16 protein-coding genes are annotated in these 19,747 nt (G+C 62.1%); 12 read left to right on the forward strand and 4 right to left on the reverse strand.

The window, feature by feature from the left end; genetic code table 11:
- Both LMTR21_RS06005 and LMTR21_RS06010 read right to left on the reverse strand, forming a co-directional pair.
- Window positions 1-945 carry an N-acetylmuramic acid 6-phosphate etherase gene (locus tag LMTR21_RS06005; RefSeq protein WP_065755708.1) on the reverse strand — a complete coding sequence of 315 codons (945 nt, stop codon included), beginning with the start codon at window positions 943-945 and terminating at the stop codon, window positions 1-3.
- Between the two features lie 19 nt (window positions 946-964).
- Window positions 965-1,912 (reverse strand): glucosamine kinase nucleotide-binding domain-containing protein, encoded by a 948-nt coding sequence (locus LMTR21_RS06010; RefSeq protein ID WP_065755709.1) that lies wholly within the window; start codon window positions 1,910-1,912, stop codon window positions 965-967.
- Between the two features lie 118 nt (window positions 1,913-2,030).
- Here LMTR21_RS06010 and nagA point away from each other — a divergent pair, with 118 nt between their 5' ends.
- The gene (gene nagA / locus LMTR21_RS06015) at window positions 2,031-3,212 is read left to right on the forward strand and encodes an N-acetylglucosamine-6-phosphate deacetylase (RefSeq protein ID WP_065755875.1); all 1,182 of its coding nucleotides are present in this window, start codon (window positions 2,031-2,033) and stop codon (window positions 3,210-3,212) included.
- Complete coding sequence (locus LMTR21_RS06020; RefSeq protein WP_065755710.1) at window positions 3,213-4,415, forward strand: aspartate kinase; 1,203 nt, start codon at window positions 3,213-3,215, stop codon at window positions 4,413-4,415.
- A gap of 115 nt (window positions 4,416-4,530) precedes the next feature.
- On the opposite strand, the gene LMTR21_RS06025 is transcribed toward LMTR21_RS06020, so the two are convergent.
- Both LMTR21_RS06025 and LMTR21_RS06030 read right to left on the reverse strand, forming a co-directional pair.
- Complete coding sequence (locus LMTR21_RS06025; RefSeq protein ID WP_065755711.1) at window positions 4,531-5,457, reverse strand: response regulator transcription factor; 927 nt, start codon at window positions 5,455-5,457, stop codon at window positions 4,531-4,533.
- Entirely contained in the window at window positions 5,447-8,818 is a 3,372-nt protein-coding gene (locus LMTR21_RS06030; protein ID WP_065755712.1) for a hybrid sensor histidine kinase/response regulator, read from the reverse strand. Before LMTR21_RS06030 ends, LMTR21_RS06025 begins: the two co-directional genes overlap by 11 nt.
- A 174-nt stretch (window positions 8,819-8,992) precedes the next feature.
- On the opposite strand from LMTR21_RS06030, the gene urtA reads away from it, so the two are divergent.
- From urtA to LMTR21_RS06080, 10 genes are all read left to right on the forward strand, one after another.
- Window positions 8,993-10,252, forward strand: coding sequence for an urea ABC transporter substrate-binding protein (gene urtA / locus LMTR21_RS06035; RefSeq protein WP_065755713.1), 1,260 nt, complete (start codon window positions 8,993-8,995; stop codon window positions 10,250-10,252).
- 131 nt (window positions 10,253-10,383) lie between these two features.
- Window positions 10,384-11,310 (forward strand): urea ABC transporter permease subunit UrtB, encoded by a 927-nt coding sequence (urtB, locus tag LMTR21_RS06040; RefSeq protein ID WP_065755714.1) that lies wholly within the window; start codon window positions 10,384-10,386, stop codon window positions 11,308-11,310.
- Between the two features lie 18 nt (window positions 11,311-11,328).
- Window positions 11,329-12,468 carry an urea ABC transporter permease subunit UrtC gene (urtC, locus tag LMTR21_RS06045; RefSeq protein WP_065755715.1) on the forward strand — a complete coding sequence of 380 codons (1,140 nt, stop codon included), beginning with the start codon at window positions 11,329-11,331 and terminating at the stop codon, window positions 12,466-12,468.
- A 66-nt stretch (window positions 12,469-12,534) separates the two neighbouring features.
- Entirely contained in the window at window positions 12,535-13,290 is a 756-nt protein-coding gene (gene urtD / locus LMTR21_RS06050; RefSeq protein WP_065755716.1) for an urea ABC transporter ATP-binding protein UrtD, read from the forward strand.
- Between the two features lie 70 nt (window positions 13,291-13,360).
- The gene (gene urtE, locus LMTR21_RS06055; protein WP_065755717.1) at window positions 13,361-14,050 is read left to right on the forward strand and encodes an urea ABC transporter ATP-binding subunit UrtE; all 690 of its coding nucleotides are present in this window, start codon (window positions 13,361-13,363) and stop codon (window positions 14,048-14,050) included.
- 35 nt (window positions 14,051-14,085) lie between these two features.
- Window positions 14,086-15,315, forward strand: coding sequence for a formamidase (gene fmdA / locus LMTR21_RS06060; protein ID WP_065755718.1), 1,230 nt, complete (start codon window positions 14,086-14,088; stop codon window positions 15,313-15,315).
- Between the two features lie 100 nt (window positions 15,316-15,415).
- Window positions 15,416-15,763, forward strand: a complete 348-nt coding sequence (locus tag LMTR21_RS06065) for an FmdB family zinc ribbon protein (RefSeq protein WP_065755876.1) — start codon at window positions 15,416-15,418, stop codon at window positions 15,761-15,763.
- Window positions 15,764-15,807: 44 nt separating this feature from the next.
- Entirely contained in the window at window positions 15,808-16,848 is a 1,041-nt protein-coding gene (locus LMTR21_RS06070) for an aliphatic amidase (RefSeq protein ID WP_065755719.1), read from the forward strand.
- Window positions 16,849-17,077: 229 nt separating this feature from the next.
- Entirely contained in the window at window positions 17,078-17,884 is an 807-nt protein-coding gene (locus tag LMTR21_RS06075; protein ID WP_430642529.1) for a Crp/Fnr family transcriptional regulator, read from the forward strand.
- A 480-nt stretch (window positions 17,885-18,364) separates the two neighbouring features.
- Complete coding sequence (locus tag LMTR21_RS06080) at window positions 18,365-19,735, forward strand: ABC transporter substrate-binding protein (protein ID WP_246175681.1); 1,371 nt, start codon at window positions 18,365-18,367, stop codon at window positions 19,733-19,735.
- The last annotated feature ends 12 nt before the right edge of the window (window positions 19,736-19,747 follow it).

Genomic DNA, 19,747 nt, shown 5'->3' on the forward strand with positions numbered 1-19,747 from the left:
TCACGGCTCAACCGCTCCGCCTTGCTTGCGCACCGGCGCTTCCTTGCGATGCCGGTCTTGATCCTTGGTCAGCTCGGCAAATACGCGCCGAAGGTTGCCGTCACAGTTTTTCAGGATGGTCTCGGCATCAACCCTGTCGACACCCAACGCCAGAAGGCTTGCCGTCTTGATGTCGCCCTCGGCCTGCTCGAGCGCGCGTGCCGCGTGCGACGGATCGCAGTGCGCGATTTGCGCCACCATGGCCTCGGCGCGCCGCTTCAGCTTGGCGTTGGTCGGCGGCATGTTCACCATCATGCCGCGATACACCCGGCCAAGCCGCAGCATGATCCCCGATGAGATCAGGTTGAGCACGACCTTCTGCGCGGTGCCCGCCTTCATCCGCGTGGAGCCGGCGATCAGCTCGCGGCCGGTCTCGATCAGAATCGGAAACTTTGCCGATGCCAGCAGGGCGGTGCCGGGATTGTTGGCGACGCCGATCGTCACTGCGCCGAACGCGCCCGCCTGCTGCAGCGCCGCGACCGTGAATGGCGTTGTGCCGCTGGCGGCAACGGCGATCACCACGTCGTGCGGTGTGAGCCGCGCGGCATCGATCTGCGCGACCGCATCATCGACATCGTCCTCCGCGCCCTCGATGCTGGTGACGAACGCGCTGTCTCCGCCGGCAACGATGAAGCGGACGCGCTCCCTGGGCCAGGCGAAGGTCGGCGTCAGCTCGGCCCCGTCCTGGACGGCCACGCGGCCCGAGGTGCCGGCGCCGACATATACGATGCGCCCGCGATCGCCCAGCGCCGCCTTGGCCGCTTCGGTCGCCGCGGTGATCGCAGGAAGGGCGTGACCAATCGCCGCGACGGCCGCGAGCTGGCCCTCCCACATCGCTTCCATCGCTGAGGTCAGCGACCATGCATCAAGATCGGCAAAGCGGGGATCGACTTCTTCGGTGGCCATGTTGTTGATCCAAGCGCCATCAAACGCGGAACTTCGAAGCCTGTTCATGGTCAGTGTCTCTGTCCGTTTCTCTCTCCGTCTCTCTCTTGGGCAGATCAAGCCGCCCTCGCGCCACCAGCAACGCGCCGGCCGCCGCGTCGGCATCGGGAGGTCTCAGGCGGGTGCGCAAGTCAGGCGTCAGCCAGGGAGCCATGGCATCGGCGAGCCCGCCCACCAGCGAGAGCCGGTCAATTCCTCTCGCCAGGAACAGATCGAGCAGATCGCCAATGGCATCGGCCGCGCGTTCGACAATGCGACGGCCGACCGGATCGCCCTGATTGGCGTGCCGCATCACGATCGGCGCGAACGCCGCGTAGTCTGTGGCCCTGGCTTCTTCGGACCAGGCCACCGCCTGATAGGGATCATGATCGAAGGCGCCCAGCACCTCCGAAAGCAATGGGGTCAGCTCGCCGCGGCGATCCGCGGCCCGCAGCGCCAGTCGAACGACGTGGAGCCCGATATCGGCGCCGCTGCCTTCGTCCGACACGGGAAAACCGTAACCGGCGATGCGGATTTCGCGGCCATCGATCAGGCCGACACCCACCGAACCTGTGCCGGCGACCACGATGGCCCCATCCGCGCCGCTATGGGCGCCGAGGCAGGCCGCCAGGCCGTCGCTGATGAAGATGACGGAAGCAAAGGGATGCGCGATCTGGTTGAGCGCCGCCTCCGCGCCCCGCCGACCAAGACCGGCAAGCCCAATTCCGGCGTGCATCTGGGCGAAATCCTCGCGCGTCAGTCCGGCCTGCGCGGCTGCGGCCTCGGTGGCCTCCATGATCGACCGCCAGGCCTTCTCGAAGCCAATCCGCGTCGTCGCAGGTCCGGAGCTCGCTGTTCCGAGTACCCTGCCGTTTTCGTCTTCGATCCGGGCGCGGCAGCGGGTTCCACCGCCATCGATGCCGAGATACGTGGTAGCTTTTGTTACCATGGAACGCTAACGCGAAGGTTTCGCTCCGGGTCCTCTTCGAGGCTCTTCAGTGTACATATGAAGTCCTGTACGGGACTCACCTCACGAGTCCGTGACTGCCATTCTCGGATCAATGCTGATGGGCCACGCCGGTTATTCCTCTCTCACCATTGCCGCGCAGCACATCTTTGATGGTGCCGACATGCGCGGTCCCGGTTCGGTCAGGATCTCCCAAGGGCGGATTGAAAGCATCACCTTTGGCGAGGCGGCGGCGCGCGCCTCAATCCAGCTTCCCGCGGACGCGATCCTTGCTCCCGGATTCATCGACATCCAGGTGAACGGAGGCGGGGGCGTTCTTCTCAACGACCAGCCGACCGAGGCTGGCGTTCGACGCATCGTCGAGGCGCACCGCAAGACGGGAACCACGGGCTGCTTGCCGACCCTCATCACCGATCGCAGCGAGGTCATCGAGCGCCTGGCGGCAGTCGCCGAGGCTTGTCTGACGATTCCCGGCGTGCTCGGCTTTCATCTGGAAGGACCGGCCCTCAACCGGTCTCGCAAGGGCATTCACCCGGAAGCCGAGATACGGGTGCCCGACCGGCGCGATCTCGCCGCGATCAAAAGTTTTGGGGGCCGCGGCCGCTCCATGGTGACGCTGGCCCCGGAATGCGTGCCCGCGTCCATGATCGATGAGGTGATCGGCGCCGGCTTGCGTATCGCGGCTGGCCACAGCGACGCCACCGCGGCCCAAATCGGGCAGGCGGTCGATCGCGGTGTTTCGGGGGTGACCCATCTGTTCAATGCCATGTCGCAGTTGAACGCAAGAGAGCCGGGCCTGGTGGGCGCCGCGCTGGATGATGACCGGCTGTTTGCTGGGATCATTTGCGACGGCATCCACGTTGACCGCGCCGCTTTGCGTGTTGCGTTCCGCTGCAAGGGGCGCGACCGACTGATGCTGGTCACCGATGCCATGCCATTGGTGGGCACGAACGACCGGCAATTCATGCTGCAGGGAAGGCCGATCACCTTGCGCGAAAATCGCCTGACCGGTCCGGATGGCACGCTCGCGGGCGCTCACCTCAGCATGATCGAGGCGGTGCGCAACGCCGTTGCGCTACTCGGAATCTCCCTTGTTGATGCCCTCATCATGGCCTCCAGGACGCCGGCGGCATTTCTCGGCCTTGAGTCCGAGCTTGGACGGATCGCGCCCGGATACCGCGCCGACCTGGTCGCCTTCAATCCAAACTTTGAAGTCGTCGGCACGTGGATAGGCGGTGCCGGTGCGATGGACGAGGCGAGCGAGGTTTCTCAGGGAGGCTAGATGCGCAACCATCCCATCATCGTGCAGAAATATGGCGGTGTCTGCCTTGAAACCCCGGCAAAAATTCGCAGCGTTGCGCGCAGCCTCGCCGACCTGCATGGCCGTGGTCATCGTGTCGTGGCGATCGTCTCGGCCATGGGCAAGACCACCGACCAGTTGATCCAGATGGCTTATCAGGTCAGCCCTGCTCCCAATCGTCGTGAACTCGACATGCTGCTGACAACCGGTGAGCGCATCAGCATGTCGCTGATGAGCATGGCGCTTGCCGATCTCGGCGTGCCCGCGATCAGCTTCACCGGCAGCCAGGCCGGCGTGATGACCGACGACTCCCATTCCTCCGCGCGCATTCTGGATGTACGGCCCATTCGTGTGCGTGAGGAACTTGATCGTGGGCGCGTCGTGGTGCTGGCGGGATTTCAGGGCGTGAACCCGGCGACCCGGGAAATCACCACGCTCGGCCGGGGCGGCAGCGACACCACGGCCGTTGCGATGGCGGCGGCATTGAAGGCCGAACGCTGTGAAATCATCAAGGAAGTCGACGGAGTTTGTTCGGCCGATCCGCGCATCGTGCCGGACGCGAAGCCCCTGCGGCGAGTGGACTTCGCATCCCTGTCGGAGATGTGCTTCTGGGGCGCAAAGGTCCTGCATTTTCGCAGCATAGAGCTGGCGCAGAGTCAGGACGTGCCGCTGGTGATCAAGCAGTGGGGTGGCGTCGAACACAGCACGCAAGTGATGAAAGAGGTTGCAGGCATGGAAAACGGAAAAGCTCTGGCCGTCAATTCGATCGCGCGCATCGAGCATGTGGAAATCGATTGCAACGATCTCAATCACGGCTTCGAGAAATTCGCGCAGCATCTCAAGCAGAACAGCCTGTCCTGGCCGCAGCTCCTCGACTCCGGCTTCGCCGTGGGAAAAACCAGCATGACCGTGGCCTGTGATTCAGAGTGGCTGGATGCGCTTTCGCGCACGCTGGAGCAGAGCCAGGATCTACGCAAGCCGCGCGAGGCTTCAAGCGCGGTCAGTCTCACCTGCTTCGGCGCCGTTTCGCCGGAATTGCCGCTCACGGCGTTGCAGGTTCTCGCACATCACGGGATCGTCCCCGACAAGTACGTGATGTCGCCGAATTCGGTCAGCCTGTTTGTTCCGGTGGAGAACCGGGAGGCCGCGGTCAAGGCGTTGCACTCGCTTGTCCAGCAAGCATAGGTTTGACAAGCGGCAGAACCACCTGACCGGCGGTGCGGCAAGCTCAGCGGTGAGCCCGCATCAATGCCAAGATAGTCCGAAGCCTGTTGTGTCGCTCGGCTAACGAGAGTTCGCGTCAGGATTTCCGGTGCTTTGCATTCACTGCAATCGCCGCGGCCGCGGTGCGATTCTCCACACCGAGTTTCGAATAGATCTGCTCGAGGTGCTTGTCGACGGTGCGCGGGGAGAGACCCAAAATCTGCGCGATGTCGCGGTTGGTCTTACCTTTGGAGAGCCATGACAGCACTTCGCCCTCGCGGGTGGTCAACCCCAACTCGCTGGAGAACTCCGCAGGCGCCTCGGCGCCGGAGTCTTTTGCCAGCCGCAGCAGGAACTCGTTGGCGCCGAGCTTGCCCATATATTGCAGCCGGAGCAACTCGTTGCCAGGCAGCGTGGCCATGATCGTGGCTTTCGATCCTGTCTTGCCCTTGCGCGCCTGTTCCAGCCATTGCGGAATCGGGTCGGGCAGTATCACCTCGTCGGTTTCGCTTGCCAACGCGTCCGACAAGAGCTTTTGCGCCTGCGGCGTCGCCCACATCAGCCTGCCCGTGTTGTTCACCGCGAGTAGATAGCGGCCGGACACATCGAGCGCGGCGCGCGCACTCTGGGTCAGCCGCGCGTTGGCAAGGTGAACTCGGATGCGCGCCAGCATCTCCTCGACTGCGATCGGCTTCGTCACATAGTCGACGCCGCCGGCCTCCAGCCCGCGGACGATGTGCTCGGTCTCGGCAAGGCCCGTCATGAAGATGATCGGCACATGGTCGAGGCCGGCATCGCGTTTCAGCCGCCGGCAGGTCTCAAAACCGTCGATGCCCGGCATGACAGCGTCGAGCAGCACGATGTCGGGGGTGATCTGGTCGACGATCCGCATCGCGGAGGCGCCGTCGAGCGCGACCATCACCGTCATCCCTGCGCCGTCGAGCGCATCGGTCAGTAGCCGCAGCGTTTCCGGGGAATCGTCGACGACGAGGGCGACATCGCGCTTTTTCGGTTCAATGATCATGGCTGTGCAGGGCTTTCAGGGTCGCCATGTACTGATCGAGATCGAAGCGGTCGATCAGCGCGCGCATTTGCGAAACGAAATCGGCATGTTCGGGGTGATCGTTGCCGATCTCATCGAGCTTGACCTGGATCGCTCTGATATAACCGAGTTGCCCGAGCCCGATCAGCTCTTCGACGTGCTTCACCGGCGGCCGCGAGCCCGTATCCGGCTTCCAGTGTGGGGCAGGGATCTGATCGGCCTCATACTGCCATTCGAGCTTGAGCGACTGCCGGATGGTCTCCAGCAGTTTTGGAATATCGATCGGCTTCATCAGATAGCCGTCGTGGAACGGCTGGGCCAGCGGCGCGCCGTGGGCTTCCAGCGCGCTCGCCGATACCATCAGGATGCGGGCCTGATGATGGCCGCTCTCGCGCAACGCCTGCGCTACCGTCCATCCATCCATGCCGGCCATGGAGATATCCAGCAGGAACAAATCAGGCCGGCAATGCTGCGCCAGCGCGAGGCAGCCAGGGCCGTCGGGCGCGCTGAGCAGGATGAAGCCGAGCGGCGCCAGCACCTCGCGCAGGAGATCGCGATGCGTCGGATCGTCGTCGGTGATCAGAATGGTCTTGCGCTGGCCGTGATAGCCGAAGATCGGCGCCTCCACCGGGGCGATCCGCGTCGGGTTGGTGACCTCCGACAGCAGGATCTTGACACGGAACGTGCTGCCGTTGCCGACCTCGCTCGCCACCTTGATATCGCCGCCCATCACGCCCGCGAGCAGCCGGCTGATAGTGAGGCCGAGCCCGGTGCCGGTCTGCGGCTGCGAGACGCCGAGCGCGCCGCGCTCGAACGGCGCGAAAATGCGTTCGAGATCGTCCGCCTGAATGCCGGGCCCGGTGTCGATGATCTCGAACTCCGCGACAGGGCTGCGGTAATGCACCGCGAATTGCACGCTGCCGCTTTGCGTGAATTTCAGTGCGTTCGACAACAGGTTGATCAGAACCTGCCGCAGCCGCTTCTCGTCGGCATAGACCACGACCGGCAGCACCGCAGGTCGCTTGAACACGAAGTCGATGCCCTTGGCGGCAGCCTGGACGCGGAACATGCCGACGAGCTGATCGAGAAATTCGCTCAAGCGTACCTCGTCACGCGAGAGATACAGCCGGCCGGCCTCGATCTTGGAAATATCGAGAATGCCGTCGATCAGCCCCGACAGATGATCGGCGCTTCGTCGCACCACACGGACCTGGTCGCGCGGTTTGGTGGCAAGGCTCGAATCCTGTTCCAGCAACTGCGCGTAGCCCGAGATGGCGTTCAGCGGCGAGCGCAGCTCATGACTCAGCCCGACAACGTAGCGGCTCTTGGCGAGGTTGGCGGACTCAGCGACTTCCTTGGCGCGCTGCAACTCGGCGTCGGTGCGCTTGTGCGCGTCGATTTCCTGAATGAGCAGCGTGGTCTGCCGCCGCGTCTCGGCCTCCGCCGCGCGGCGGCTCTGCTCCGCCAGCACGAACAGCCACGCCACCACGCCGATGATGATGGTGAGCGCGAAAAACACCTTCCACAGCACGTCCGACAGCACAAAGTTCTCGACCGGCATCGTCGCCGAGGTCTGCAGATAGATCAGCCCGAGCGTCAGCCCGACGAGCCCTGCGGATACCGCGAACACGCCGAGGTAATGCCCGAACTGCGAATTGATCCGCGCAAAGATCGGCTCCGGCAGCAGTTTCCCGAGCATGTCCGAGACCTGGGCGCCGGCACGCGCATGCGGCTTGCAGAGATCGTGGCAGCGCGCATCGAGCGAACAGCACAGCGAGCAGATCGGCCCGGCATAGGCCGGGCAGGAGGCCATGTCCTCCGGCTCGAACGAATGCTCGCAGATGCAGCACTGGATCGATTCAAGATTCTGCCAGCTCCGCTTCGGTTTTCGCGCGATGTAATATTTTCCGTCGGTCGCCCAGGCGATCAGCGGCGCGGTGACGAAGGCGACCGCCAGCGCCACGAAGGCGGAGAGGGCCTTCGCCGTCGGTCCGAACAGGCCGTAGAACGCCGAGATCGAGACGATGGTCGCGATCGTCATCGCGCCGACGCCGACCGGGTTGATGTCGCACAGGTGCGCGCGCTTGAACTCGATGTGTTGTGGCCGCAGCCCCAGCGGCTTGTTGACGACGAGATCGGCGACCAGCGCGCCGACCCAGGCAATCGCCACGTTGGAATAGAGCGCCAGCGTCTGCTCCAGCGCCTTGTAGACGCCGATCTCCATCAGCAGCAGCGCGACCACGACATTGAAGACGAGCCACACCACGCGGCCGGGATGGCTATGGGTCAGCCGCGAGAAGAAGTTCGACCAGGCGATCGAACCGGCATAGGCATTGGTGACGTTGATCTTGATTTGCGAGAGGATGACGAAGGCGCCGGTCAGCGCCAGCGCCATGTCGGGCTGTGATAGCACGTATCGAAACGCCTCGAGATACATGTGCGCCGGCTCGGCCGCCTGCTCGCTGGAGAGCCCGTGGCTCAGCGCAAAGAAGGCGAGGAACGAGCCCAGCAGCAGCTTGAGCGCGCCGAAGAGGATCCAGCCGGGGCCGGCGATCAATAGCGCAAGCCACCACGACGTTCGCGACGTGCGACGATCACGCGGCAGAAAGCGCAGGAAGTCGACCTGCTCGCCGATCTGCGCCACCAGCGAGAACACCACGGAAGCCGCGGTGCCGAACAGCAGCAGATCGAGATGCCCGCCGGCGTCGCCGTGTTCGCCGGCGAACTTGCGCCATTCTGTGAACGAAAGCGGATTGGCATAGGCGATCGCGACAAAGGGGAGGATATGCAGGATGATCCAGATCGGCTGCGTCCACAATTGGAAGCGGCTGATCAGCGTGATGCCGTAGGTCACCAGCGGAATGATCACGACGGCGCTGATGAGATAGCCGATCGGCCGCGGGATGCCGAAGCACATCTCCAGCGCGGAGGCGAGAATGACCGCCTCGATGGCGAAGAAGATGAAGGTGAAGGAGGCGTAGATCAGCGAGGTGATGGTCGAACCGATATAGCCGAAGCCGGCGCCGCGGGTCAGCAGATCAATATCGATGCCGCATTTGGCGGCATGATAGGCAATCGGCAGGCCGCAGAAGAAAATGATGACGCTGACGACCAGGATGGCAACGGTGGCATTGGTGGCGCCATAGTTCAGCGTAATCGTACCGCCGATCGCTTCCAGTGCCAGAAAAGAGATCGCGCCAAGGGCCGTGTTGGCGACGCGGGCGGCAGACCATCGCCGCGCGCTCTTGGCGGTGAAGCGCAGCGCGTAGTCTTCCAACGTCTGGTTGGCAACCCATTGATTATACTGGCGCCTGACGCGGTCTATCCGCTGCCGCCCTGCCACTTCTGCTGCTCCTGCCCGCTCAACCGGTCCCTCCTGGCCAGCAAACTTCGTACCAGAAATCTACGTCGCTATTTTGCGGTGCAGAATACGCAATCCCACGTATCTGTGCAGTGCACAATTCCGGGCAATCCTCGCCTGACCAATAAGCGTTCTCGAAACAAAAATGGGGTGCTCATGTCAGACGAACCAAACAAGGGCTTGCAGTCGCCGCTTCGCCGCAAACTGCTGATGGGCGCGGCGGCCCTGCCGCTCATTTCGATCCTTCCACGTCCTTCCTTCGGGGCAGGCCCCGCCACCTCCGTGGTCAACACCACGGGCCTCGCGGTCACGGATACGGAAGTCACCGTCGGCATTTTGCACTCCGCCACCGGCACGATGGCGATCTCGGAGACCGGCTCGATCCAGGCTGAAAAGCTCGCGATCGAACAGATCAATGCCATGGGCGGCGTGCTCGGGCGCAAGATCAGGTTCATCCAGGAAGACGGCGCCAGCGACTGGCCGACCTTTGCCGAAAAGGCCAAGAAGTTGCTCGTCAACGACAAGGTCGCGGCGATCATGGGCTGCTGGACCTCGGCCTCGCGCAAGGCGGTGCTGCCTGTCGTCGAGCAGTACAACGGCATGCTCTATTACCCGACCTTCTATGAAGGCCTCGAGCAGTCCAAGAACGTCATCTATACCGGCCAGGAAGCCACCCAGCAGATCCTCGCAGGGCTGAACTGGATCGCCAAGGAGAAGGGCGCCAAATCGTTCTTCTTCATCGGCTCGGATTACATCTGGCCGCGCACCTCGAACAAGATCGCGCGCAAGCACGTCGAGAACGTGCTGAAGGGCAAGGTCGTCGGCGAGGAATATTACGCGCTCGGCAGCACGCAGTTCAATTCGGTCATCAACAAGATCAAGCTCACCAAGCCCGACGTTATCTTCACCGACGTGGTCGGCGGCTCGAACGTCGCGTTCTACAAGCAGCTCAAGGCGGCCGGCGTCGACCTCTCGAAGCAGGCGCTGCTGACAATCTCGGTGACCGAGGACGAAATCGACGGCATCGGCGGCGAGAACATCGCGGGCGCCTATGCCTGCATGAAGTACTTCCAGTCGCTCGACAATGCCAACAACAAGGCGTTCGTTCCGGCCTTCAAGAAGTTGTGGGGCGAGAAGACCGTGATCGGCGACGTCACGCAGGCCGGCTATCTCGGCCCGTGGCTGTGGAAATTGACCGTCGAGAAGGCCGGCAGCTTCGATGTCGACAAGATCGCCGCCGCTTCGCCCGGCGTGGAATTCAAGGAAGCGCCCGAAGGTTACGTGCGCATCCATGAAAACCATCACCTGTGGTCAAAGACCCGCGTCGGCCGCGCCAAGCTCGATGGCCAGTTCGAGCTGATCTTCGAGACTTCGGATCTGGTCGAGCCCGATCCGTTTCCGAAGGGCTACCAGTAAGGGCTGCGGACTCACCGCAGGCTTCCCGAGCAAGAGCTCCCTGGCGTGGACCGTCAATCCGCGCTTGACGGCCCCGCGTCGCGACTTTGCTCGTGGCGCGGGGACTTTATCCCCTCGACGGAGAAACATCGATGTTCGGCGACTATTCGATTGGCGATCTGGGCTCCATCTTCGTCATGCAGGGCTTTGCGGGCCTGATCCTGTTTTCCGTCTACGTGTTGATGGCGCTGGGGCTCGCGATCATCTTCGGCCAGATGGGCGTCATCAACATGGCGCATGGCGAGTTCATGATTCTCGGCGCCTACGTCACCTGGCTGACGTCGAACACGTTTCAGTCCTATCTTCCGAGCCTGTTCAGCGGCTATTTCTTCCTCGCGATGATACTGGCCTTCCTGGCCTCCGGCGCGCTGGGGATGCTGGTGGAATGGGTGCTGATACGGCACCTCTATAAGAGACCGCTCGATACGCTGCTCGCCACCTGGGGCCTCAGCCTGATGCTGCAGCAGACCTATCGCTCGGTGTTCGGCCCGCGCGAGGTCGGCGTCGAGCTGCCGCAATGGATGCTGGGTTCACTCAAGGTGACCGACAGCATCGAGGTCCCGATCAACGGCGTCTTCGTGATGGGCCTGACGGTGCTGATCACGATCGTGGTCGCCTACGTCCTGTACAAGTCACGCTGGGGCCGCCAGGTCCGCGCCGTGGTGCAGAACCGTATCATGGCCGGCGCCGTCGGCATCAATACCGAGAAGGTCGACCGCTACACCTTCGGGCTTGGTTGCGGCATCGCCGGCATCGCCGGAAGCGCCTTCACCATGATCGGCTCGACCGGGCCCACCTCAGGCCAGCTCTACATCGTCGATACGTTCCTGGTTGTCGTGTTTGGCGGCGCCGCCAGCCTGCTCGGCACGATCGCCTCCGCCTTCTCGATCTCGCAGACGCAGTCGACGCTGGAATTCTTCATGTCGGGCTCGATGGCCAAGGTGCTCACGCTGCTCGCTGTGGTCGGAATTCTGATGCTGCGGCCGCAGGGCCTGTTCGCCCTCAAAGTCCGCAAATAACAGAGAGCAGGCACGGTCATGATCAACTCACGCTTCTTCAATCGATCCGAGCTCATCGGCTTCATTGCGCTCGCCGCCGTCCTGTTCGTGATCCTGCCGCTGTCGCTGGATGTGTTCCGCCTCAACCTGGTCGCGAAATATCTGACCTACGCCTTTGTCGCGATCGGGCTTGTGTTGTGCTGGGGCTATGGCGGCATTCTGAGCCTGGGGCAGGGCGTGTTCTTCGGCCTCGGCGGCTACTGCATGGCGATGTTCCTCAAGCTGGAAGCCTCCAGCGTCGAGAACACCAAGATCCAGTCGACACCCGGCATTCCTGACTTCATGGACTGGAATCAGATCACTGCGCTGCCGCTGTTCTGGCAGCCGTTCCACAGTCTCACCTTTACCATCGCCGCCATCATCCTGGTGCCCGGCCTGTTCGCCCTGATCATCGGCACCGCGATGTTCAAGCGCCGCGTCGGCGGCACTTACTTCGCGATCATCACCCAGGCCGTCGCCGCGATCCTGACCATCCTGATCGTGGGACAGCAGGGCTATACCGGCGGCATCAACGGCATGACCGACCTGCGTACCCTGAAGGGTTGGGACATCCGGCCGGACCATGCCAAGATCATCCTGTACTTCGTCGAGGTGATCCTGCTGTTCGCCTGCATCGGCATCGCGCAGTTCATCCGCCTGACCAAGCTCGGCCGCATCCTGGTGGCGATGCGTGAACAGGAAGACCGCGTCCGCTTCTCCGGCTACAGCGTCGCCAACTTCAAGATCTTCGCCTTCTGCATGGCCGCGGTCTTCGCCGCGATCGGCGGCGCCATGTTCGCGCTCAATGTCGGCTTCATGTCACCGTCCTTTGTCGGCATCGTGCCGTCGATCGAGATGGTGATCTACACGGCGGTCGGCGGGCGGATGTCGATCTTCGGCGCGGTGTGGGGCTCGCTGCTGGTCAACTTCGCCAAGACCGGCCTTTCGGAATCCTTCCCGCAGCTCTGGCTGTTCGGCCTCGGCGCGCTGTTCATCGCGGTCGTGCTGGCCTTCCCGAACGGCCTGTCGGGAATCTGGGCGGATTACGTTCAGCCGCGCATCGACCGGCTGCTGGCATCGCGAAAATCGAAACCTAAAGACGGCTGGAATTCCGTCGCCGACGGCGCACCGGCGGAGTGAGGAGGCAGATATGCTCATCGGTCACCTCGGTGCCGATGCCCAACTGGCGAAATGAGGAAATAGACCATGCTCATCGGTCACCAGCCCAAACCCTTCCTGCTCGCGGTCGAGGGACTCACCGTGTCCTTCGACGGCTTCAAGGCCGTGAACAATCTCTCCTTCTATGTCGAGGAGAACGAGATCCGCGTCATCATCGGCCCGAACGGCGCCGGCAAGACCACGGTGCTCGATCTGATCTGCGGAAAGACCAAGGCCACCTCCGGGTCGATCCAGTTTCGCGGCAAGGAGCTGACGAAGCTGAAGGAGAACCAGATCGTGCAGACCGGCGTGGGACGCAAGTTCCAGACGCCGTCGGTGTTCGAGGACCTGACCGTGTTCGAGAATCTCGAAATTTCATACCCACGCGGCCGCACCGTGTTCGGCTCGCTGGCCTTTAAGCGCGACGCGGCGGTCAAGGAACGCGTCGAGGAAGTTGCCGAGATGATCTTTTTGAAGGATCGCCTCGACACCTATGCCGACCAACTCAGCCACGGCCAGAAGCAGTGGCTCGAGATCGGCATGCTGCTGATCCAGGACCCGGAGCTCCTGATGCTCGACGAGCCGGTGGCCGGCATGAGCGTCTCCGAGCGCGCCAAGACCGCCGAATTGCTCAACCGCATCATCAAGGACCGCTCGGTGCTCGTCATCGAGCACGACATGAAATTCGTCGAGGACATCGCTCACAAGGTCACGGTGCTGCACCAGGGCCAGATTCTGTCGGAGGGCACGATGGAGAAGGTCAAGAACGACCCGAAGGTCATTGAAGTCTACCTCGGACATTAGCGCATGATCCCGGAAAGTGGCGTCCGGTTTCCGGACAAGATCATGCGTAGAAAATAAGGAGAGCGCGTCGATGCTGGCTATCTCGGATCTTCACGTCGCTTACGGCCAGAGCGAAGTGCTGCACGGCCTCAACGTCTCGGTGGCGCCCAACGAGATCGTGGCGATCATGGGCCGTAACGGCATGGGCAAGACCACGCTGATGAAATCGCTGATGGGTATTCTGCCTGCGAAGAGCGGCTCGGTGAAAATGGACGGCGCCGAGCTCAACGCGATGCAGAGCTTCGAGCGGGTCGCAAAGGGCCTCGCCTATGTGCCGCAGGGCCGCATGATCTTCTCCACCATGACGGTGAAGGAGAACATCGAAACCGGCCTGGTCGTCTCAGGCGGCTCGGAAGTGCCCGACGACATCTATGAGCTGTTTCCGGTGCTGCTGGAGATGAAGAACCGCCGCGGCGGCAATCTGTCGGGCGGTCAACAGCAGCAGCTCGCGATTGCGCGCGCGCTCGCGACCAAACCGAAAGTGCTGCTGCTGGATGAGCCGACCGAGGGCATCCAGCCGTCGATCATCAAGGACATGGCGCGCACCTTGAAACGCATCCGCGACGAGCGCGGCCTTTCGATCGTCGTCTCCGAACAGGTCTTGAGCTTTGCGCTCGATATCGCCGACCGCGTGCTGGTCATCGAGAACGGCGAGATCGTTCGCGACGACCCGCGCGACAGCGTCGATGCCGCGCAGGTCTCGAAATTCCTGTCCGTTTGAACCGTAACTGTGCTGTTTAAAAAGGGGAGCTATCGATGCCAGAAACACTGATCAAGGTCGATCTTACCAAATCGGCCTACGAGAACGACATGATCCACAACCGCTGGCACCCCGACATCCCGATCGTGGCGTGGGTCAATCCCGGCGACGACTTCATCATCGAGACCTATGACTGGACCGGCGGATTCATCAAGAACAACGATTCCGCCGATGACGTGCGCGACATCGATCTGTCGATCGTGCACTTCCTGTCCGGCCCGATCGGCGTCAAGGGCGCTGAGCCCGGTGATCTGCTGGTGGTCGACCTGCTCGATGTCGGTCCGCTGAAGGAGAGCCTCTGGGGTTTTAACGGCTTCTTCTCCAAGCAGAATGGCGGCGGCTTCCTCACTGATCATTTCCCGCTGGCGCAGAAATCGATCTGGGACATCAAGGGTCTCTACACGTCGTCGCGTCATGTGCCCGGCGTGAATTTTGCCGGCCTGATCCATCCCGGCCTGATCGGCTGTCTGCCCGATCCGAAACTGCTCGCGACCTGGAACGAGCGCGAGACCGCGCTGATCGCGACCAACCCAACGCGCGTCCCGGGTCTCGCCAATCCGCCGTTCGCCGCGACCGCGCATGCCGGCCGCGCCAAAGGCGATGCCAAGGCCAAGGTCGGCGCGGAGGGCGCGCGCACGGTGCCGCCGCGCGAGCATGGCGGCAATTGCGACATCAAGGATCTATCGCGCGGCTCAAAGATCTTCTTCCCGGTCTATGTGCCGGGCGGCGGCCTCTCGATGGGCGATCTGCATTTCAGCCAAGGTGACGGCGAGATCACCTTCTGCGGCGCGATCGAAATGGCCGGTTGGCTACATCTGAAGGTCGAAATCATCAAGGACGGCGTTGCCAAATACGGCATCAAGAATCCTGTGTTCAAGCCGTCGCCGATCACGCCGAACTACAAGGACTATCTGATCTTCGAGGGCATCTCGGTGGATGAAGCCGGCAAGCAGCATTACCTCGACGTCCACATCGCCTATCGCCAGGCCTGTCTGAACGCGATCGAGTACCTGAAGAAGTTCGGTTACTCCGGCGCGCAGGCCTATTCGATCCTCGGCACCGCGCCGTGCCAGGGTCACATCTCAGGCGTGGTTGACGTGCCGAACGCCTGCGCCACGCTGTGGCTGCCGACGGAGATCTTCGACTTCGACATCATGCCGTCGTCGGCCGGTCCCATCAAACATATCACGGGCGACATCCAGATGCCGATCTCGCCGGACAAGTGATCCCTGCGCGAGAAAGATGCGGGTCGGCTTAAGCGTGCCGGCCGCCCCGCATCCGCCATTCGCGAAATTCTCCTTCGAACTATTCGCGCAAGGAAACCAGATGCCCGTCTACGAATATCTCTGCAACGATTGCGGTCCGTTTACGGACATACGGCCGATGTCCGAATATGACGAACCGCAGGACTGCCCGCGCTGCGACAATGAATCGCCGCGGGTGATCCTGACCGCGCCGGCGTTCTTCTGCATGCCATCCGACAAGCGCAAGGCGATCGCCACCAACGAGCGCAGCGCCCACGCGCCGAAAACGGTTGCCGAATACAAGGCTTCGCACGGCCCCGGTTGCGGCTGCTGTTCAACCGGCAAGAAGAAGCCGGGCCGGCTGATGACCAAGACAAAGAGCGGCGCGAAGGGTTTTCCGACCGCGCGGCCATGGATGATCAGCCACTAGCAGCGCGATCCGTCAAACCCAAACCAGAACAAGAGGCGAGTCCCATGCTTCACGGTGATATTTCTTCCAGCAACGACACGGTCGGCGTCGCAGTCGTCAATTACAAGATGCCGCGCCTGCACACCAAGGCCGAAGTGCTCGACAACGCCCGCAAGATCGCCGACATGATCGTCGGCATGAAGCTCGGCCTGCCGGGCATGGACCTCGTGATCTTCCCGGAATATTCCACCCACGGCATCATGTACGACTCCAAGGAGATGTACGAGACCGCGTCATCGGTGCCGGGTGAAGAGACTGCGATCTTCGCCGAAGCCTGCCGCAAGGCCAAGGTGTGGGGCGTGTTCTCGCTGACCGGCGAGCGCCATGAAGAGCATCCCAACAAGGCGCCGTACAACACCCTGATCCTGATGAACGACAAGGGCGAGATCGTTCAGAAGTATCGCAAGATCATGCCGTGGGTGCCGATCGAGGGCTGGTATCCCGGCAAGTGCACCTATGTCTCCGAGGGGCCGAAGGGCCTGAAGATCAGCCTGATCATCTGCGATGACGGCAATTATCCGGAGATCTGGCGTGACTGCGCCATGAAGGGCGCCGAGCTGATCGTGCGCTGCCAGGGCTACATGTATCCGGCCAAGGAGCAGCAGGTGCTGATTTCCAAGGCGATGGCCTGGGCCAACAACGTCTATGTCGCGGTCGCCAACGCCGCCGGCTTCGACGGCGTCTATTCCTATTTCGGCCACTCCGCGATCATCGGTTTTGACGGCCGCACATTGGGCGAAACGGGCGAAGAGGAATACGGCATCCAGTATGCGGCGCTGTCGAAACATCTGATCCGCGACGCCCGCCGCAACAACCAGTCGCAGAACCATCTCTTCAAGCTCTTGCATCGCGGCTACACCGGCAAAATCAACTCCGGCGAAGACGCAAAGGGCGTCGCCGAGTGCCCCTACGATTTCTATGCGAAGTGGATCGCAGACCCCGAAGGCACCCGTGAAATGGTCGAGGCGCTCACGCGGCCGACCGTCGGCACTGACGAATGCCCGATCGATGGCATCCCGAACGAGCTGACGCGTAGCAATTACTAGAGCCGCAGCGCCATCCACCGGCGTCGTTTAGCCTCTGGGGCAGGCCAAGGCGACCAGTTTTGCTCTGGACCTGACGTCAGGTGGGGACGCTGCGACAGACGTGTCCGGAATTATGCCCTGAGCATCCTGGCCGCAGGATCACCGGCGCCCAAGCGGCGCCACGGGGCTTTCCCATTCTTGCCGACTCCTTGGCGCAAGATTTGCTTAACTTGCATCGATGGAGGCCTTTTTGGCAGGCAAGCTGGCAAATACCTGGAAGATGGGAGCCAACCTCGGCTGGGCCGACCAAGCTCGCTTTGGCGCCATGCTGATGCCCGACGAGAAGGCGCGGGGAGGCGGCCCGGCGCCGCTCTTCCAAGGCCTTTCCGCGGCGGAAATCCAGCAGGTCGTCAGCGCCAGCAAGCACAAGGTCTACTACCGTGGTGCGCAGGTCTTCAGTCAGGGCAGCCCGCAGGACGGTATCTATCTGGTCGAGAGCGGGCGCATCCGCGTCTTCTACATCGGCCCTTCTGGACGCGAAATCACGTTGGCCTATTGGCATCCCGGCAATTTCGTCGGGGGTCCCGACGTGTTCAATCGAGGGATTCACGTCTGGTCAGGCGCGGCTGCGATCAACAGTTCCGTCCTGCATCTACCCGGAGACGTGCTGCGTCAGATGGTCCTGAAAATCCCTGCGTTGGCGCTGGGCATCATCGAAGGTCTCAGCTTCAAGGGACGCTGCTATTCCTCGCTGGCGCAGATGCTCGGCACGCGCTCGCCAACGGAGCGGCTCGCTCATCTGCTGCTGCACTTGACGGACCTTTACGGCGTCAAAGAGCACGGCGGCACATTGATCGCAGCCTCATTCACCCATGCCGACCTTGCGAACATGGTAGGCGTGACACGCCAATGGGTGACCATCACGCTCAAGCGTCTTACCGAGATGGGGGCGCTCGATACGCACGGGACCAACATCCTGATCAAGGATACCGCGCCGCTGGCAAAAATGCGCGACGGCAAGACCGCCAGGACTGGTCTTCAGGACGACGCAGACTGACAACCGGTAACGTGTCGGTTCGACTTGAAACGGCGAGCTCACTTGCTCGGACGGGCGTCATGTCGCTCAATATTTCATCAGAAAGTACGCCGGATCCGGCTAATTCTTGAGCAGTCGGAGTTTTTCGGCAAGGATTTGCGTGCCACCGCCGTTCCTTGTTTTAAGAAATCCTTTCCAAGCCCAGAACTCACGTCAAGCACGGCAATTCGGTCGTCTTGAGGGTTTCGCGAGTGGGCATCACAGCCGCCGTTTCTTCCTTCGTAAATTCGGTGCGTCGCATGCGGCGGACAGGGACAACCTGTCGCGCAGGCAGGGTGCAAACTGGCTTGGCCCTTGCACCCCCGATCGCGCCGAGCGCAGCCCAACGGCGGGCCGCCATCCAGCAAACCCGCGTCAATTTAAGGGGTTAACGTGATGAACGTCACCACACTCGTGTCTTGCGGTTCAAAGGTCGCCCCCTGGTGCGTGGCGGTGGCACTTATGCTCTCCTCCGGAGATTTGCGCGCGCAGGTGTTGGAGATCGGCATCGGCACGCAGAACACGACGACAAATACGGTGACTGGCGGGGTCGTTATCAAGGAGCTTGGTCTTCTCGAGAAGAACCTGCCGAAGACCGGAAAGTACAAGGATTTCCAATACAAACTCAACTGGCAGAACGCGACGTCAGGTCCGCCGATTACCAACGGCATGATGGCCAACAACATCCAGATCGGGATGATGGGTGACTATCCGTTGATGGTGAACGGCGCAACCGGCCAGACCACCAACAATCCGACGCAGCTGGTTGCCATCATCGCCTATAACGCCGTCGGCGGCGGCAATGGCATCGTCGTTCACAAGGACTCGCCGTTCTACGAACTCTCCGATCTCAAGGGCAAGAACGTCTCGGTGCCGTTCGGCTCCGCCGCGCACGGCATGATGCTGACTTCGCTGCAGAAGAAAGGATTGCCACCGGACTTCTGGAGCCTCGTCTCGCAGTCGCCGGAAGTCGGCACTACCAATCTGCAGGAGAAGCGCATCGACGCCCACGGCGACTTCGTGCCCTTCGCCGAGCTGCTGCCGTTCAAGGGCTTTGCGCGCAAGATCTATGACGGTGCCGAGACCAAGGTGCCAACCTTCCACGGCGTGACCGTGCGCAAGGATTTTGCCGAGAAGTATCCGGAGATCGTCACGGCCTATCTCAAGTCGCTGATCGAGGCGAATGAGTGGATGCGCAAGAATCCGAAGCTCGCCGCCGAGAAGATCGAGGAGTGGACCAAGATCAACAAGGAAGTGGTCTACATCTTCCTCGGCCCCGGCGGCGTGCACACGCTTGATCCCACCATCAAGAAGCTGCTGATCGAATCGGCGAGCGGAAGCTACGCGATCCTGCAGAAGCTCAACATGATCAAGCCGCTCGATATGGGTGCCTGGATCAACGACAGCTACATCCGTGCCACCTACAAGGAGCTCGGGCTCGACTACGACAAGCAGATGGCGGCCTTCGACACCTACAACGTCACAGGCACCGACCCCGTCTGCAACGTGCCGGTCAACGATCCCAAGAAGGTCGGCGAAGTCTGGATCCAGGGCGGCGAAATCGTGCCGTTCTCCTCGCCGGTCTGCGCGCTGTTCGGCGTCAAGAAATTCACGAAGGAAGGCAAGAAGTTCAACGCGGTCTATCTCGTTGACCACGAGCTTGGCATCAAGGTGTTTGCCGACGCCGCCTTCTACGCGGTCAAGCCCGACGCGAAGAATCCCGAGGTGGTGCCGTTCCTGCTGAAGAAGGACGCCGAGGCCTATGCCGCGAAGAACGGCGGCAAGCTCGCCACCTACACCGAAGCGCTCAACGCTATCAACGTCGGGCAATAGGGGCGCGCGATG

The organism is Bradyrhizobium paxllaeri, from assembly GCF_001693515.2.
Taxonomy (GTDB): Bacteria; Pseudomonadota; Alphaproteobacteria; order Rhizobiales; family Xanthobacteraceae; genus Bradyrhizobium; species Bradyrhizobium paxllaeri.